Raw genomic sequence first — 17,806 nt, forward strand, 5'->3', positions numbered from 1 at the left:
GAGCGGTTTCCTTAGTGGTCGTGATTGCAATCCGGGCCGTGCACGTGACCGTCATCGTCGCCGAGGTCAGCCGGTTCCATCTCCAGTTGCAGACTTACCAGATTAGTCGCCAATGGGCGCAACAGCAGGTTGGCGTACTCTTCGTCGCCCTCTTCGACGTCCACGCCGATCAACAGTTGGCCGCGGCCGTCCTGCTGGATCCACAGCTCTTTGCCTTGCCACATGACCGCGACGCGGGTGCAGGAAGTTTCCAGTTGCTTGCCGTCGGTGTCTTCAAGGATCAGCCGCAGGGAATCGCTCATGTCTTTTTTACGCTCTGTTGGGGAGACAAGCCGCGCGCCACGCTCAGGCGGCGCGCCGGCCATCAATTGATCTGGAATGGATAAACCGCGCCCAGTTTAAGGATTTGCGTCAGTTCATCCAGTGCCGTCCGGCATTCAAGCAGCAATTGCGGATCCGCCAGATCACTTTCGGTCAGGCGGTCGCGATAGTGCTTTTCAACCCATTCGGTCAACGAACCGTACAACGGGGCGGTCATGATAACCCCTGGGTTGACGGCCGCCAGCTCGGTTTCGTTGAGCGCGACGCGCAGTCGCAGGCACGCCGGGCCACCGCCGTTCTGCATGCTTTGCTTGAGATCGAAGACTTTTACTTCGCGGATCAGGCCGCCGGAGCTGGTCAGGCCTTGCAGGTAATTCCACACGCGCTCGTTGCCACGGCACTCTTCCGGCACGATCAGCAGCATCGAACCGTCAGGACGCGACAGCAGCTGGCTGTTGAAAAGGTAGGAACGCACGGCGTCGTCCACGGTGACCGCCGAACGCGGCACACAGACCGACTGGAACTTGCCGCCGACCTTGGCCAGTTTGGCTTGCAGCTCAGCCAGCATCTGATCGGTGTCGAGGAACGCGTCCTCGTGATAGAACAGCACCTCGCCGTTGCCCACCGCGATCACGTCGTTGTGGAACACGCCCTGATCGATCACCGCAGGATTCTGTTGCGCGTAGACCACGCCGTCGTCACGCAGACCGTGCAAACGAGCGACCGCTTGCGACGCTTCGAGGGTCTGACGCGCCGGGTATTTCTGCGGCGCCGGGTAGCGGGTGTCGAACGCACTGCGACCGAACACGAAGAACTCGACACCGGCCTCGCCGTACTCACGGCAGAAACGCGTGTGGTTGGCTGCGCCTTCGTCACCGAACTGCGCCACCGCCGGCAATGCGGCGTGGTGCGCGAAGTGCTGCTGATTGGCGAACATCGCGCCCAGCACGCGACTGGTGGTCGGGTGCTCAATGCTGCGGTGGTATTTGCAGTTCAGGTTGGCGGCGGTGAAGTGCACGCGACCGTCAGCGGTGTCGGCACTCGGGCTGACCGTGGCGGCGTTGGCCACCCACATGCTCGACGCCGAGCAACTGGCGACCAGCAGCGGCATCGCTTCTTTGGCGGCACGCTCGATCACCTGAGCGTCGGTGCCGCTGAAACCCAGACGGCGCAAGGCAGCCACATCCGGACGCTCTTGCGGTGCGAGAACGCCCTGCTGAAAGCCCATTTCCATCAGCGCTTTCATTTTCGCCAGGCCTTGCAGCGCCGCTTCCTTCGGGTTCGAAGACTGCTGGCTGTTGCTCTGGGACGCAACGTTGCCGTAGGACAGACCACCGTAGTTATGGGTCGGCCCCACTAGACCGTCAAAATTGACTTCATAGGATTTCATCAGCGAGGCTCCACGAGAATCTGTTGTTATAGGCTTCAGTAACTATTCTTTGAGACCGCGGCGCGGCCATCGCCAGCAGGCTGGCGATTAGCATCACGCCATCTTCACGCCAGGCGTCAGGGCCGCCGGCAACATCAGACTTGGAGTTTCCAGCGAGGCCACCGGGTACGCGCAGTAATCCGCCGCGTAGTAGGCACTGGCGCGGTGGTTGCCCGAGGCGCCGACACCGCCGAACGGTGCGCTGCTCGCAGCACCGGTCAGCTGCTTGTTCCAGTTGACGATCCCGGCACGGCTTTCCAGCCAGAACTGCTGGTAGCGCTCTTCGGAATCCGACAGCAGACCTGCGGCCAGACCAAATGCTGTGTCGTTGGCTTCGGCAATCGCCGCCGCGAAATCGGCGTAGCGGATCACTTGCAGCAACGGGCCGAACAGTTCTTCGTCGGAGCGATCGGCAACCGCCGTCACATCCACGATGCCTGGGGTCAGCAGCGCCGACTGGGCCTGCGGCTGCGTCATCGCCAGCAACGACACCGCGCCATTGGCCAGCAGATGCGCCTGGGCATCCATCAACGCTTTCGCCGCACCAAGGGAAACCACCGAGCCCATGAACGGTGCCGGCTGCTGATCGAACGCGCCGACCTCTATGGTCGAGCTGACTTCCACCAGACGCTTGAGCAGGCTGTCGCCCCACGCGCCTTCCGGCACCAGCAGACGACGGGCGCAGGTGCAACGCTGACCGGCAGAAATGAACGCCGACTGAATGATCGTGTACACCGCGGCGTCGAGGTCGGCGACCTGATCGACCACCAGCGGGTTGTTACCACCCATTTCCAGCGCGAGGATCTTGTCCGGGCGACCGGCGAACTGCTGGTGCAGGTGATTGCCAGTACGGCTTGAACCGGTGAAGAACAGACCGTCGATGCCCGGGTTCGCCGCCAGAGCGATCCCGGTTTCGCGGGCGCCTTGCAGCAGGTTCAGCACGCCGGCCGGCAGACCGGCTTCGATCCAGCACTTGACCGTCAGCTCGGCGACTTTCGGGGTCAGCTCGCTTGGCTTGAACAGCACGCTGTTACCGGCCAGCAGCGCCGGCACGATGTGGCCGTTCGGCAAATGGCCAGGGAAGTTGTAAGGGCCGAACACCGCGACCACGCCGTGGGGCTTGTGGCGCAACACGGCGGTGGCGTCGCCCAGCGGGCCGCTCTTCTCGCCGGTACGTTCGCGGTAGCTCTGCACCGAGATCGCAATCTTGTTGACCATGCTGGTGACTTCGGTCGCGGCTTCCCACAGCGGTTTGCCGGTTTCCTCACCGATGGTGCGGGCCAGTTCGTCGGCGTGATTTTTCAGTGCAGTGGCGAACGCTTCGAGCACGCTGATGCGATCTTCCAGGGTACGCCGGGCCCAGCCCGGGAACGCCTGACGCGCAGCCTGCACGGCCGACTCGACCTGAGCGGCGGTAGCGCCCTCCCCCGACCACAGCACTTGCTGGGTTACCGGGTTCAGCGATTGAAAGGCCTCGCCCTGACCGGCCAGCCACTCACCTGCGATGTATAGCGAATTCATTATTTCGACTCCCGGGCAGCGGACAACGCCACGGCGCGAACCTGATCGCCAGCGTTGAGTTGAAGACGTTTGGCGGTCAGCGGATCGACCACCAGCGTGCCGGCGGCCAGACGGGCCGGCGCCGCCGTGATGCGGCAGTCTTCGCGTTTGCGGTTATGGATGATGAACGGCGTGGCGTCGTCGCCCGGCGTGCCGATGGCCAGCACCAGCGCTTCGCTGTCACGCACCGCGCGGATCTTGCTGGTCTCGCACTCGATGGCCGGGCCGGCATCGAAGATGTCGACGTAACCCTGATAACTGAAACCTTCGCTCTTGAGCATCGCCAGCGCCGGCTCGGTGTCCGGGTGCACCTGGCCGATGACGTTGCGCGCGTCCGGCGACAGGAAGCAGGTGTACAGCGGGAATTTCGGCATCAGTTCGGCAATGAACGCCTTGTTGCCGACACCGGTCAGGTAATCGGCCTGGCTGAATTCCATCTTGAAGAAGTGACGGCCCAGGCTTTCCCAGAACGGCGAACGGCCAGCGTCATCCGACACGCCGCGCATCTCGGCGATGATCTTGTTGCCGAACAGTTGCGGGAATTCGGCGATGAACAGCATCCGCGCCTTGGACAGCATGCGGCCGTTGAGGCCGGTGCGGTAGTCAGCGTGCAGGAACAGCGAGCACAGCTCGGAGTTGCCGGTCAGGTCGTTGGCCAGGAACAGCGTCGGGATCTCGCGATAGATGTTCAGTTCCTGCGAGGCGCTGACGGTCAGGCCGACACGGAAGTTGTACCAAGGCTCGCGCAGACCGACGGCGCCGGCGATGGCGGAAATCCCCACCACGCGACCGTTGTCGTCTTCGAGCACGAACAGGTAGTCCGCGTCGCCACGGCCGGCTTCACCGCGAAAGGTCTTCTCGGCCCAGCCGACCCGGTGGGTCAGGCGCTCTTCGTTGGCCGGCAAGGTGGTCAGGCCGGTGCCGGTGCTGCGGGCCAGGTCGATCAGAGCGGACAAATCGCTGCTGCGTACGGGACGAACAATCATGCTATCTCCTCAAACGGGCCGCCGTGGCCACCCGTGAAACTCGCTAAGGCGTTAAACCGCCACCAGGCGCACGCTGGCACCTTCACCGACGCCCAGGGCTTCGGCCGCTTCCAGATCCAGAGTCACCGGCTTGCCCGGCGCGTAATCCAGCTCCAGCAATACCGCGCGGTAATCCTGCAACTGGGCGTTGGCCACCAGATACTGGCGCCCGGCACCTTTGACCGGCTCGCCGAGTTTCACCGGCACCACGCGGCTCTGGGCGATCGAACGGATCCCCGAGACACGCGCATGCAGGGTCGGGCCACCGTCGAAGATGTCAATGTAGTGATCGGTCTCGAAGCCTTCGCGCATCAGGATGTCGAAGGTGATCTGCGCACGCGGGTGTACCTGGCCCATCGCTTCCTGAGCGGAGTCCGGCAGCAGCGGCACGTAGATCGGGTAATGCGGCATCAGCTCGGCGAGGAACGTCCGGCTTTTCAGGCCACACAGACGCTCGGCCTCGGCGTAGTTCAGGTCGAAGAAGTTGCGACCGATGGCGTCCCAGAATGGCGAGTCGCCGTTCTCGTCGCTGTAACCGACGATCTCGGTCACCACCGAATCGGCGAACCGCTCAGGATGGCTGGCGACGAACAGCAGACGACCACGGGAGTTGAGCTCAGACCACGGTGAACCCACCAGCTCGCGCTGCACGTAGAAACTGGTCAGCAAGCTGTTGCCGGTCAGGTCGTGGCACTGCGAAAGCACGTGGATCTTGTTGTGGATCTTCAGCTCGCGGGAAGCGTGCACGAAGGTCTCGTTGCGAAAGCTGTAGAACGGCTCGGAATAACCGGCCGAAGCAACGATTGCCGAGCAGCCCACCAGTTTGCCGGTGGCGGTGTCTTCGAGGACGAAGAAGTAACTCTCTTCGCCGTTGAAGCTCACTTCGGCGGCAAACGAAGCTTCGCTCGCAGCGATCTTGTCGCTCAGGCGTTCAACGTCATCCGGCAAGGAAGTGACACCAATCGGGCTGTCCGCAGCCAGACGCTGTACCTCGCCCAGATCAGCCATTTGCGCGGGGCGCATCACCAGCATGGTGTCACTCCTTTCTCTACTTCAGGTCGGCGAAAGCGCCGACTCGGGAAAAAAATGCCGGGCAGGCCCGGCACAGGAAAATGGTCCCGGCGCCTGTCGATCACGACAGACGCCGGGCGGTCTTGCATGAATCAGGCTTGGGTCAGTTTCGCCGCAGCACGTTCGAAGCGATCCAGACCGGCGTCGATGTCTGCGTCTTCCACCACCAGGCTCGGGGCGAAACGGATTACGTCCGGACCCGCCTGCAGAATCATCAGGCCTTCTTGTTCAGCGGCGTTGAAGATGTCCTTGGCCTTGCCTTTCCAGGCATCGCTCAGCACGCAACCGATCAGCAGACCGAGACCGCGCACCTGGGTGAACAGGCCGTACTTCTCGCCGATCTGTTGCAGGCGGGTCTTGAACTTGTCGTGCTTGGCGTTGACGCCGTTCAGCACCTCAGGGGTGTTGATCACGTCGATCACCGCTTCGGCCACGGCGCACGCCAGCGGGTTGCCGCCGTAAGTGGTGCCGTGAGTGCCGACAACCAGATGTTTGGCCAGCGCTTCGGTGGTCAGCATCGCGGCGATCGGGAAACCGCCGCCCAGGCTCTTGGCGCTGGTCAGGATGTCCGGAACCACACCGAAATGCTGGTAGGCGAACAGGTTGCCGGTACGGCCCATGCCGGTCTGCACTTCGTCGAACACCAGCAGCGCGTTGTTCGCGTCGCACAGTTCACGGGCACCTTGCAGGTAAGCCAGCTCGGCCGGCAGCACGCCGCCTTCGCCCTGGATCGGCTCCAGAACGACCGCGCAGGTCTTGTCCGAAACAGCGGCTTTCAGCGCCGCCAGATCGTTGTACGGCACGTGAGTGATGCCGGTGATTTTCGGGCCGAAACCGTCGGAGTACTTCGACTGGCCACCGACGTTCACGGTGAACAGAGTACGGCCGTGGAAGCTGTTGAGCGCGGCGATGATTTCGTATTTCTCGGTGCCGAAACGGTCGAACGCGACACGACGGGCCAGCTTGAAGGCGGCCTCGTTGGCTTCGGCGCCGGAGTTGCAGAAGAACACGCGCTCGGCAAAGGTGGCGTCGATCAGCTTGTGCGCCAGGCGCAGGGCCGGCTCGTTGGTGAACACGTTGGACACGTGCCACAGCTTGTTCGCTTGCTCGGTCAAGGCACCGACCAGCGCCGGGTGCGCATGGCCCAATACGTTGACGGCGATGCCGCCGGCGAAGTCGATCAGCTCGCGGCCGGCCTGATCCCAGACGCGGGAACCGGCGCCACGCACCGGGATGAAAGCGGCAGGCGCGTAGTTGGGAACCATAACCTGGTCGAAATCGGCGCGTTGTACCGCAGCGTGCTCAACGGACATCGGAGTCTCCTGATGAGGGCCACCCGCCTGAAACTGGCGAGCGATGGGGGGATTGTAAGGACAGTTTTGTGCCCGGCCTTGTCGCCAAGCGACAACTTCTTATAGCGCAAACCCCGGTTTTTCCCGGGTTTACGGCAATGCGACATATAGCGTCGCAAAGGCGCAGTTTAAACTGCCGCCAGCCATTTCAGCAGGCCTGCGAGCATATCAATTGCGACGGGATGGCCTGTCATACATATGTACCACCTGACACAAGATGCATTTTGCTCTGCTTGAGCTCTTTTTCGACGCTCAAGGACGCCAACGATGCCATCCACCACCGGGCAATCGCCCGCCAGTTCGCCCACGCCCGGTGCGATCGCGCAAAACCCCGCTTCCCACTATGAACCGCTGGTGAAAGCGATCCCCGATTGGTTGGGCAAGGCATCGTCCGCCAGACGCACCGCCCTGAAGAACAACCGTCGCGCCCTCCCGGATCCGATCAAATCAGCGCCTGCCTCGCAACACCAGGCGCTCAGAAACGCCATCACCCGGCACATGAGCGCGCAGAACGCCGTCGATCAAATGCTCGAACGGATACAGAACGCCAGCACCTTCGCCGAGCCCATCCTGACCGAGGCGCTGAAAACGCGTTTCGACCTCGAGCTGAACGTCAAGGAAACCTTTCTGCAGTTGTACATCCCGGTGAAGGCCGCAGGCATTACCACCGGCACCCGGATGTGGACGGTGTCGCTGCTGGACGCGGCATTGCATAACTTCGAGGCGGGCGAAACAGAACCCGGGGCCTACGCCAGCGGCTCCTCGTTCATCACCCGCCCGACCGGGACCGGACAATTCGAGACACTGGCGCCACTTAATGCAGAACCCGGCATTCCAGCCTTCAGCCGACTGTGCCGGGAACTGGATATCGGTGCTCGATACAAAACCTACCTGGAGGAAAGTCTCGCGCTCGCCAACCCGGTGGCAGCTTCGGTGCTGCGGCATAAGGTCAATACCGCGCAGAAAACCGCACTGCGCGCCGCACTGAAGCTGGCGCGGATGAATGGCGAAATCGGAGAAGCGAATCTGCATTCGATTGAAAGTCTGCTGGACGGGACATCCGTGGTTTTGATGAACGGTCAGCCCATGCTGTGCCACGATTTGACGATGATGTCGGTCGCACTGACCGGAATCCTGGTGTTTGCACCTGACCTTGAAAGCGCGAAAACCGCCGTTGCAGTGGTGGCTTACATACCGGACGACCCCGATCATCCGATCAAGGAGTACCTCTCCACGGGCGACCTCGCACACGAACTGATCCGACAGCTGCGCGATACGGAGTACCAGCGATTCTTCAGCCGCTTCGTCGCTCACGAACAGCGTGGACAATTTTTCGGCCAGCTCAAGCAACGTCTGAGCAAAGTGGAATGGCACCCACCACAAGCCGGCAGCCAAATGCCGCCGTGGCGCGACACCCTTATCGAAAGGCCCGACCTGCAATTCTCGGCCACCCCCATCGCCGGTGAACTCTGGGAACATCTTTATCAGCGCAAGCTCAACAAAATCCTCAACGATGCCGCAGTGATCGCTGTTCCCACTGCCATGGTCGATCGCAATGCACGCTGGAGGCGCTGGGATTCGTTTGTCAGTGTCGCAACGTCGATCCTGGAAATCGCCGCGTTCGTCGTTCTGCCGTTCGTGCCGTTTCTGGGTGAAATGATGATGGCGTACATCACCTATCAGCTGCTCGACGAGCTTTTCACGTTCTATGTCGATTTGGCCGAAGGCCAAACCACCGAAGCCTGTGCGCACTACTTCGCTGCACTGGAATCACTGATTCAACTGGGTGCTTTCGGGATTGGCACCAGTGTCGCCATGGCCGAACTGCCCAAGGTACTGCCGCCCGAAGTGGTGGCATTCATGGATCGGTTTCAACCCGTGAAACTGCGCAACGGCAAAACCCTGTACTGGAAGCCGGATCTGAGCAGCTACGCCCGTGACACCCTGCCAGCGGCAGGCTCCCTGCCCGACGCCCAGGGTCTGCACTGGCATCAGGGCAAAAAACTGCTACCGCTGGATCAGACGCACTACGCGGTCAACGATCACGAGATACCCGGTCAACTGCGCATCGAACACCCCTCACGCACCGACACCTACGAACCTGTCGTGCGGCATAACGGCGAAGGGGCTTTTCACACCGAGCTGGAAAATCCGCTGCGATGGGACACCGCCACGGCGTTGCAGCGAATCGGCCACAGCGTGGAGTCATTTACCCCGGCGCAGCGCGAACGCATTCTGAAAATCAGCGGCTACACCGAAGACGGTTTGCGCAAAATGCACATGAATCAGGAGCGTGTTCCGCCACTGCTCGCCGACACCATTGAGCGTTTCCGGATCGATCGGGACTTGCAGGTGTTCATCGAGCAGATCACCAGCGACGAACCAACGGTTTATCGCGAGGCAGATCCGCTGATCCAGCTGCAATTGCTGAACGAACAAGGCTTGTGGCCGAAAACCAGAAGGCTGCGCCTGATCGACGCCGAGGGAGCGACGCTCTGGCAATCCTCCGATGATGTGCAGCTCCCGCTAACGGACGTTCACGTTAATCGTCTGATCGACAACGACCTGCTCAAGACATTGCTGCGGGCTCTCGATGAACCCGAAATCAGCACCCTGCTCAATGAAGAGTTCGGGCAAAAAATCGCCCTGGATGTACGCGTCCGTCAACTTCGCAGCCGACTCGCGCAGATTGCCAGGCAACAGCGCCCTGCCCTGTTCGAACAACGCTATGAGTCAAGCCAGCATCGCGCTACACCGCTGGTGAAACAGGTGGCGCGGCACGTACCGAACCTGCCTGTCAGGATCACCGAAGAACTCATTCACACCGCCACCGGCACCGAACTGACGCAGCTGAGTGAAGACGTGCTTCCGGAGCGTCAGCAACAGCTCTCTGAAACCGCATTGCACGAGCTACGCATCACCCGGGCTTATGAAGGACTGGAAATCGATTCGGTGCATAACCAGGATTTCGAGACTTTGGCGCTGCACAGCCTGCCGCTGCTGCCAGGCTGGTCGGACACCGTCAGCCTTGAAGTGCGTGACCAATCGTTCGCGGGAAAGCGGCTCGACACCACCGGTCCCATGGGCGCCCCTATCGAAAAAATCCTGGTACGCCGAGCCGATGGCACGTGGCAGCCGTTTGATCAGGCCGGACTGGAATTGCACGGCCCGACGGATTTCTACACCAGCGTGCTGCAAGCCCTGCCCGACGACCGACGTCAGGCGTTGAATCTGCAAATCGGCGAAGGACAAAAGCTCCGCCAGCTCATTCGCGACAATCCTCTGCCACGCGACAGTCTGCGACTCACACTGGCGGTCGAATCCTCTCCCGCCACCGACGTCGACACTTTGCGCCTGCTGGGCACTGACGGTTACTCACGCAATCTGTCACCCGATGGTTCTCCGCCGACCCTGGACATGCGGGTGCGCGATGTTTTTCCCGGGATCACCCAAGAAGGCCTGCAGGCCATGGTGCAACGCCTGCAAAACCATCTGGAGAATCCGATCGCCGAGCTGTCACGACTGCGCCTTGAATACGCCCGCCTGGAAAACGACCTTGATCTATGGCGCCTGAGAGACGTACGGATCGATCCCGCCACCGGCCAGGAACTGTCTATCGCCCGACGAGCTGCCGCCGCTCGTGATCGACAGCTTTTCGCCCGAACCCTGCTCAGCTGCTGGCGCCGCGAGACTCCGGAACGCTTTGGCTATCGCATGCGTTTTATCGAACCCTTGCTGGGCGATCTGCCGGTGCTGGCGGCAGACTTCAGCCATGTAAACAGCCTGGAACTGAGCGGCAGCGGAGCATCGGCAGGCATCGAAACATTTATTGAACGCTTCCCTCTTCTATCCCGACTCGACCTGCAGAACTTCGACTTGCACACCCTGCCGCAAAACCTCTCGACCCTGTCCGCGCTGCGCCGATTAAGGCTGCGCAAATGTGGAATCATCCTGACCCCGGAAAACCAGACGCTGCTCACTTCACTCAATGAACTGGTTGAACTGGATCTCAAGGACAACCCACTCGGCAGCAGCTTCGATTTAACCTTCCTGCCATCGCTGACCTACCTCAACCTGTCCCGCACCGGGATTGCCGAAGTCCCGCCCGGCTTGATCGATCACCCGCAAATCAGGAGCGCCTGGCTGACCGATAACCGGATCACCACACTGCCTGAAGCGTTGTTCGAACTCTCGCCTGCTGCGGCTGCCGGATACGACTTTTCCGGTAATCCACTCACTGCCGCCACACGCGAGCGGGTAAAAACCTGTTTCACCCGCACCGGCGTCAATTTTGGCGTACGTGCCGAACAGGCCGATATCACCCGCACCACGGCCCTGTTTCCAGATATCGACGAGGGCCAGGCCAGCGGCCTGATTTATCGCCTGCCCGGCTCACTGGTTCAGGGCCGCTTGCAACTGACGGCGTGGGAAACCGAGCTGGCCACGCTGAGTGCCGATCTGAATCTTTGGGCCCGAGACATTCCCGACCGCGACCCGATCAGCGGTGCGATGCTGGAAGCCAACGAACGCTTCACCGAACAGGATGCACGCGAGACGTTTGCCGGCAATCTGCTGCGCCTGTGGCGTCACCGCTCGAAAATCCATCCGCACGCCAGGGCCGATGTTTTTACGGCCGAGGCCAAATTCATTGGTGACCTTCCGATACTGAGCGCGGACTTCAATCACATCACTGCGCTGACCATCAACGGGAATAAAGGCTTGCGCGGTGACGCGGCGTTTCTGCGAAGTTTCTCCCGGCTCAAACGGCTGTTCTTTCGCAACGGCCAACTGGATCAACTGAGCGAGACGCTCAAAAACCTGTCGACGCTGGAAGTCCTGGTGCTGGATAGCTGTGGCGTGAGCCTGACCGCCGAATCACTGACAGCGCTGGCCGCAATGCCCAGACTCGAATCACTGGAGTTACCGGGCAATCCGCTGAATCTGGTGCCCGATCTGCAAACCCTGAACTCGCTGACCTACCTCGACCTTTCACGCACGGGCCTGCTGGAAGTCCCGCCTGGCCTGATCGACCATCCGACGCTCAAGACGGCGATCCTCAGTGAAAACCAGATCACCGAATTACCCGAGAGCCTGTTTGAATTATCGGCTCAGGCCGGTGACGGCTACGACCTCTCGAACAATCCACTGAGCGCCAGCACTCGCGAGCGGATCAAACAATACAACCGCGAGACCGGGCAGGATTTCGCCGTACTCGCCGACCTTGCAGATATAGAAACCACCCAGCAGCTGTTTCCCGACCTCGACGCGCAAGACGCCAGCGATGTGTTCTACAGCTTGCCGGGCTCGATTGAACATGGCCGAAGCCAGCTGCGGCACTGGCAGGCAGAAATCCGCCAACTGGATGCCGACCTTGCACGGTGGGCAGCGGCAGGACCGAGTATTCATCCGGACACGGGGCAGGTGCTCAATCCCCGGCAGGTGTTCGTGATGCAGACCAACAGAAAGCTGTTTGCCCAACGAATCGAAGAACTGTGGCGCTTCCGGTTTGCCGAAAAAGCCACGCAAAGGGGCAATGTGCTGATCGCAGAGCTGCCGTTCATTGGCGATTTGCCCGTGCTGTCGGCTGACTTCAGCCACATCGCCGAGCTGACCCTTGACGGCAATCCGGCCCTGAGCGGCATCGATGCTTTTCTTTGGCCTTTCACCGGCCTGCGTCATCTGGAACTGCACGAGTTCAAACTGGAGCAATTGCCCGAAGCTTGCGAACGCATGCCGTTGCTGGAGCGCCTGGTGCTGGAGTACTGCGAGCTGACCCTGACGCCGCCGACTCAGGCCCGCCTGTCGTCCATGAGCCGTCTACAGTTCCTCAATCTGAGCCACAACCCGCTGGGCGCTGCACCAGAGTTGAAGACCTTGCCGGCGCTGACTCACGTGCGCCTGATCGACACCGGGATCTCTCATCTGCCGGAAGGCCTGGTCGAGCACCCGACCCTGATCATGGCCAACTTCGAACACAACCGGATCAGCGAGCTTCCCGACAGCCTGCTCGATCGCCCTGCGCTTTCACCCAACCAATTCATGCTTGGCGAAAACCCGTTTTCACCCGCCACTCGCGAGCGGATCAAGACCCGCTACCAGCACAACCGGCAAGACTTCGGGGTATCGATGCCGACGGCGGACATCGACCGTGTGCGCCTTTTGTTTCCGAGCCTCGACGCCGAACAAGCCAATCGAATGTTGTACTTGTTGCCGGGAACCGTCGCTCAGGGTCGACTTCAAATCGCTCAGTGGGAAACGCAATGGCAGCAACTCGATACAACCCTGAACCGTTGGGTCAGTGAGGTTCCCGAGCAACATCCGTCCACCGGTACGCCACTCACAGATGAGGACAAAATCGTTGAACGCACCGGCCGCGATCAATATCGCCGTGACCTGCAAGCGTTCTGGCGCGCACGCTCGACCGCACAACCGGAGATGCGATCAGACAGGCTGATCCTCAATCTCCCTTTCATCGGCGAGCTGCCCTCTCTGAGCGCCGACTTCAGCCACGTCACCACATTGTCGATCACCGGCAACGCCCAATTGCGCGCCGGAGATGGCTTCTTCGACGCCTTTTCAGGGCTGGAAACACTGGAGCTGCGCGATCTTGGATTGCAGCAAATACCGGATTCGTTCCGGCGTATGCCAGCCCTGGAAAATCTGGTACTGAGCAATTGCGCGGTGACGCTGGATGTCGAGGGCCGTTTCACCCTTGCTTCGCTGACACGATTGAAAAAACTCGACTTGTACAACAACCCTCTGGGACTGGCGCCAGACATCCGCTCCTTGCCGGCGCTGGATTTTCTCGATCTGGCCGGCACCGCGATCAGCGAAATTCCCGACGGAATGATCAACCATCCGCAACTAGAAATCGTCATCCTCAACAACAACCGGCTCAACGAAATTCCTGACGAAGTTTTCAACCTTCCGGCGGAAATCGGTAACGGTTACGACTTTGGCAACAACCCTCTGAGCCCGGCGACGCGAGAGCGGGTCAAGGATTACTTCCGGCGCACCGGAGGTGATCTGGGCGTGCTTGCCGAAGAGGCAGATCGGGCTCGGGTGCAAACGCTTTATCCGGCGCTGGACGATGATCAGGCCAGCACCTTCCTCTATCGCCTGAGCGGCACGTTGGCTGATGGCCGTCAGGAAGTAGCAAGAAGGGAAATGGCGCTGAGCGATCTCACCCGCAGCCTCGCTCATTGGAGCAGCGACATCCCTGTGAGTGCGCCTGACGGCCAACCGCTGCCCGTAACCGAGCGACTACGTCAGGAACAACTGCGTACGCAGTTCGCCGAAGCACTGCTGACCTGCTGGCGCCAGATCCCGATGGAGGACTCGAGTCTCGACAGTTTCGGGTTCAGCCACACTGTGAGTTTCATCGGCGAGTTGCCGACACTCGGCGCCCCATTGCCCTACGTGCCGGACCTGTTCCTGGTGGGTGAAAGCCACTCATCAAGGCTCGGACGCTTCCTTGAAGCTTTTCCCGGCCTGGACAGCCTGGCCATTCGCGAATGCGATCTCGGCGATATTCCCGAGGATATTTTCACCATGAATCAGTTGACCGCCCTGAGCCTGCCGGACTGCAAAATCAGGCTGACACCCGAATCGGCAGCAGCACTGGCGAGCATGGACAAACTCGAGGTACTCAACCTGCGCGACAACCCGCTGGGGCTGACGCCGGACGTCAGCAACCTGTATGGCCTGACCGACCTCGACCTGAGCGATACCGGAATTACCGAAATACCGCGAGGCGTACTGGAAAACCTGCACTGGAACGAGATTGATCTGTCCGGCAATGCGATCACAGACGTGCCGGAAGAAATCATGGATGTGCCCGCGGCAGTCGGCGACCGCTACGACTTGCGCGATAACCCGTTGTCGACCGAGAGCAAAGCAAGAATCCGGGCCTACTATCAGGAGACTGGCAACAACCTGAACGTCGCCGGCATCGACGATGCACCGCGCCCGGCTGAAATGAGGCCTGATCTGGAAATCGAGGACTGACCGATACAGCGCCATGGCAGCCAATGCCATGGCGTAATTGGTGAGGGATCAACCGCGCTCTGGCGGCACCGACGACAGTTCGAACGGACTGCTGCTGCGCCGCTGGTTGCGGTCTTCCCGCGGCGTGGCGCCGAAGAAGTTGCGATAGGCGCTGGAGAAATGCGGTCCCGAGGAAAAACCGCACGACAGGCCGATCTGGATGATCGACTTGCTGGTTTGCATCAACATCTGCCGGGCCTTGTTCAGGCGCAGCTCGAGGTAGTACTGGCTCGGCACGCGGTTGAGGTATTGCTTGAAGATCCGCTCCAGCTGGCGACGGGACACGCACACATGCTGGGCGATTTCGTCGGTGGTCAGCGGCTCTTCGATGTTGGCTTCCATCAGCAGCACCGCCTGAGTGAGCTTCGGATGGCTGGAGCCGAGGCGGTTCTGCAATGGAATGCGCTGACGCTCGCCGCCTTCGCGGATGCGCTCGACCACCAGTTCTTCAGAGACCGCACCGGCCAGTTCCGCACCATGATCGCGGGCCAGCACCGCCAGCAACAGATCGAGCACCGACATGCCGCCGCACGCCGTCAGGCGATCACGATCCCAGTCGAACAGATGACTGGTGGCGATGACTTTCGGGAAGCGTTCGGCGAAATCGTCCTGCCAGCGCCAGTGCACGGCGGCGCGGTAACCGTCGAGCAGACCGAGTTGCGCCAGCGGGTACACACCGGCCGACAGACCGCCGATTACACAACCGGCACGCACCAGTTGCTTGAGCGCGCTGCTAAGCGCCGGCGCCAACGTGGTCGGTGGCTCATCGGCGAGCAGGAACAGTTTCTGGAAGTTTTCGAGTTTGCCGGCCCAGGGTTCGCCGGGCAGTTGCCATTCACCCTCGGCCGGTGCTTCGGCCTGCAGGAAGGACAACTCGTAAACCACGTCCGGATGCACACGCTGGGCAACACGCAAGGCCTCCTCTGCCAGCGCCAAAGTCAGAGCTTTAGTGCTGGGCCAAATCAGGAAACCAATTCGATGGGCAGTCATGGCGGGCGATCCGAAACGTAAACAGAGGGAAAAACCGAAATCGGCTGCAACCAAATTAGACCATCTGGCGCGCTGCGCAGCATGACCTAATCTGGTGCATAACGGGAGCGATTACTTGAGGCTGCCCGAGAGGAATTGTTGCAAACGTTCCGATTGCGGATTGACCAGCACTTCACGCGGGTTGCCGCTTTCTTCGACGACGCCTTTGTGCAGGAACACCAACTGATTCGACACTTCACGGGCGAAGCCCATTTCGTGGGTCACCACCACCATGGTCCGGCCTTCCTGAGCGAGGGCCTGCATGACTTTCAGCACGTCGCCGACCAGTTCCGGGTCGAGGGCGGAAGTCGGTTCGTCGAACAGCATCACTTCCGGTTCCATCGCCAGCGCACGGGCGATTGCCACGCGCTGCTGTTCGCCACCGGACATGTGCCCCGGGAACGCGTCCTTACGATGGGCCACACCCACCTTGTTCAGGTAGTGCTCGGCTTTCTCGCGGGCTTCGGCCTTGGACACGCCCAGCACGTGAACCGGCGCTTCCATGATGTTTTCCAGCGCGGTCATGTGCGACCACAGGTTGAAGTGCTGGAACACCATCGACAGGCGCGAACGCATGTGTTGCAACTGTTTCGGATCAGCGGCTTTCAGCGCGCCGTCCTTGTTCGCTACCAGTTTCAGCTCTTCGTTGTTGAGCAGGATCTTGCCCGCGTGCGGCTGCTCGAGCAGGTTGATGCAGCGCAGGAAAGTACTTTTGCCGGAGCCACTGGAGCCGATGATGCTGATCACATCGCCGGCGGCCGCTTTCAGGGAAACGCCCTTGAGCACTTCGTGACTGCCATAGCGTTTATGCAGGTCTTGGACTTCAAGTTTGTACATGCGGTCGGTTCTCACAAAAACAGTCAGTCGTTGAGCAAAGGGCCGTCGCGCAGCGCATCGCGCCCCGCCACTTTGGCCAGCCAGAAACCGGGTTGGGCGTAACGCAGCCGCTCAATGGCAAACAGCACCCCGGACGTACCAGCACACACCGTGCTGACCCGATCCGACAGCGGATCGATCACTTCGAAAATCTTGTCACCGGCTTCAACCCACTCGCCGGGCTTGCGCAGAAAACTCACCACGCCAGGATGCGGCGGCAGGAGCAATTCAGTGCCTTCGAACGGCATGCCTTCGCACGGCTCGTGTGCCGCGCTCGGCCACTCGCCACGGATCAGGCCCTGCTCGGCGAGGAACGCCAGAATGCCTTCAGCCCAGGCTTCGGCCTGCGCCGGCGTGGTGTCAGCCTGACCGCCGAGTTCAACGGTGGTCGCCAGGCACGCCAGTGGAATCTGCGCGTCCGGGAACAGGCGCGACAGACGCAGCCACGGCAGCGAACAGGCTTCATCGAAGGAGCTGCCACCGGAATCTTCAGCCAGCAAACCGACCTTCACATCCAGGTGCGCGGCGAGCGAACGCCACTGCGGCCAGTGCTGGGGCAAGGCGTACATGTGCAGCGCGGCTTCACAGTCGCAATGCAGATCCAGCACCACATCGGCGGTGGCGGCGTGTTGCAGCAGGATGCGCTGCATGCCTTGCAACTGGCTACTCGCCTCAGGCAATTCGGCCAGATGATCGGCCATCGCCTGACGGATCAAACGGATGTTGGCGCGCGGATCATCACCGAGTTGTCCTTCCAGCCTGGCGGCCACGGGGGCGCTGAGCTCGACGAAATCACGGTTGAAATTCTTGCCGCTGCCGGCCTCGAAACGGCCCTGATGGTTGCCTTGCAGCAACTGGCCAAGACCCAGCGGGTTGGCCACCGGCACCAGTTCGATGACGCCGTTGAGCAGGCCCTTGGCTTCGAGTTCGCCGAGGCGTTTTTTCAGTTCCCAGGCGGTGCGCATGCCGGGCAGTTCGTCAGCGTGGAGGCTGGCCTGGATGTAGGCCTTGCGCTCGCCGCTCCCGAAGCGAAATACCGAAATCCGGCGCTCGCTGCCCAGGTGGCTCCACGGCAGAACGTGGTCGATGCGTTCCAT

Annotated in this window: 10 protein-coding genes; 1 reads left to right on the forward strand and 9 read right to left on the reverse strand. The window is 61.1% G+C overall.

The genetic code is table 11. From position 1 onward, the window contains the following. Nucleotides 1-11: 11 nt before the first annotated feature. The 6 genes from ABFB52_RS22200 to ABFB52_RS22225 form a co-directional block, all read right to left on the reverse strand. Nucleotides 12-302, reverse strand: coding sequence for a hypothetical protein (locus ABFB52_RS22200; protein WP_064598799.1), 291 nt, complete (start codon nt 300-302; stop codon nt 12-14). Between the two features lie 62 nt (nt 303-364). Beyond that, complete coding sequence (gene astB / locus ABFB52_RS22205; RefSeq protein WP_129974032.1) at nt 365-1,711, reverse strand: N-succinylarginine dihydrolase; 1,347 nt, start codon at nt 1,709-1,711, stop codon at nt 365-367. A gap of 93 nt (nt 1,712-1,804) precedes the next feature. Beyond that, on the reverse strand, nt 1,805-3,274 hold the full coding sequence (gene astD, locus ABFB52_RS22210; RefSeq protein ID WP_165369570.1) for a succinylglutamate-semialdehyde dehydrogenase: 1,470 nt from the start codon (nt 3,272-3,274) through the stop codon (nt 1,805-1,807). Continuing rightward, on the reverse strand, nt 3,271-4,296 hold the full coding sequence (astA, locus tag ABFB52_RS22215; protein WP_064598805.1) for an arginine N-succinyltransferase: 1,026 nt from the start codon (nt 4,294-4,296) through the stop codon (nt 3,271-3,273). The genes astD and astA overlap by 4 nt, the downstream gene beginning before the upstream one ends. Nucleotides 4,297-4,347: 51 nt before the next feature. Further along, nucleotides 4,348-5,367, reverse strand: a complete 1,020-nt coding sequence (aruF, locus tag ABFB52_RS22220) for an arginine/ornithine succinyltransferase subunit alpha (RefSeq protein WP_011335535.1) — start codon at nt 5,365-5,367, stop codon at nt 4,348-4,350. Nucleotides 5,368-5,498: 131 nt separating this feature from the next. Continuing rightward, nucleotides 5,499-6,719, reverse strand: a complete 1,221-nt coding sequence (locus ABFB52_RS22225) for an aspartate aminotransferase family protein (protein WP_064598809.1) — start codon at nt 6,717-6,719, stop codon at nt 5,499-5,501. A gap of 306 nt (nt 6,720-7,025) precedes the next feature. Here ABFB52_RS22225 and ABFB52_RS22230 point away from each other — a divergent pair, with 306 nt between their 5' ends. Next, a complete protein-coding gene (locus ABFB52_RS22230; RefSeq protein WP_129974034.1) occupies nt 7,026-14,765 on the forward strand; it encodes a DUF6543 domain-containing protein in 7,740 nt (2,579 codons plus the stop codon). Nucleotides 14,766-14,813: 48 nt separating this feature from the next. On the opposite strand, the gene argR is transcribed toward ABFB52_RS22230, so the two are convergent. From argR to ABFB52_RS22245, 3 genes are all read right to left on the reverse strand, one after another. Beyond that, a complete protein-coding gene (argR, locus tag ABFB52_RS22235) occupies nt 14,814-15,794 on the reverse strand; it encodes a transcriptional regulator ArgR (protein WP_011335538.1) in 981 nt (326 codons plus the stop codon). A gap of 111 nt (nt 15,795-15,905) precedes the next feature. Then, a complete protein-coding gene (locus tag ABFB52_RS22240; protein ID WP_129974035.1) occupies nt 15,906-16,670 on the reverse strand; it encodes an ATP-binding cassette domain-containing protein in 765 nt (254 codons plus the stop codon). A 23-nt stretch (nt 16,671-16,693) separates the two neighbouring features. Then, nucleotides 16,694-17,806 (reverse strand): succinylglutamate desuccinylase/aspartoacylase family protein, encoded by a 1,113-nt coding sequence (locus tag ABFB52_RS22245; RefSeq protein ID WP_102688620.1) that lies wholly within the window; start codon nt 17,804-17,806, stop codon nt 16,694-16,696.

It is taken from the genome of Pseudomonas sp. 9.2(2024) (assembly GCF_039695385.1).
GTDB lineage: Bacteria > Pseudomonadota > Gammaproteobacteria > Pseudomonadales > Pseudomonadaceae > Aquipseudomonas > Aquipseudomonas paraglycinae.